The 762-nt window shown below is 28.2% G+C and carries 1 protein-coding gene; it reads left to right on the top strand.

Translation table 11 applies throughout. From position 1 onward, the window contains the following. Positions 1-753: SLC5/6 family protein (locus tag E2O22_RS07805; RefSeq protein ID WP_508619271.1), on the top strand; the 753-nt coding region annotated here is incomplete at its 5' end. Positions 754-762: the final 9 nt, after the last annotated feature.

Raw genomic sequence — 762 nt, 5'->3', positions numbered from 1 at the left:
TCTCCGGACTTTTCTAAGCTTAGTGTAGGAGCATTTTTAAGTGCATTGGGGCTTGCTTGCTTCTCTTTATCTATTGGAGTTGGTTCGATTATAACTTATTCTGCAAGTTTATCTGATAAAACAAATTTTATTACAAGCACTATTAACATTATCATTATTAATATTATTATTGGTATTATGATGGGACTTATTGTATTTACTTTCATATTTGAATTTAATGGAGATCCAGCTCAACAAGGTCCAGGTTTAATTTTTGTATCTTTGATGAGTTTGTTTTCAAATATTGACCCAATTGGCTTTTTACCTTTGGGAAATATTTTAGCTGTGGCTTTTTTTATAGCTTTGTTTTTTGCAGGGATTACTTCAGCAGTTTCCATGATAGAACCTTTAACCTTTTATTTAATCAATTCTTATAATTTTACAAGAAAAAAAGCTTTGATTTTTATAGCTTTCATTGTGTATTTTTTGGGAAGTTTATGTATTTTATCAGGAATTGAGTGGAGTAAAGATTCTTTAGAATTTTTTGGAAAAAGTTTTTTTGATATATTAGATTTTATTGCTTCAAATTTAATGATGCCTTTAGGTGGATTATTTGGTGCAATCTTTGTAGGTTTTGTGCTTAAAAAAGAAGCTTTACAAACTTTATTTTATCCTTATATGAGGGGTAAATACTTTGAGTGTTGGTATTTTTTTGTAAGATATATCTCGCCTTTAGCTGTGATTTTAATCATGGCAAAACAATTATTTTTTTAAGGTTAAAAG

This window comes from Campylobacter lari (assembly GCF_004357905.1).
Lineage (GTDB): Bacteria > Campylobacterota > Campylobacteria > Campylobacterales > Campylobacteraceae > Campylobacter_D > Campylobacter_D lari_D.
The sequence above is the reverse complement of the archived record's forward strand: the minus strand, read 5'-3'. Positions and strand labels throughout refer to the sequence as shown.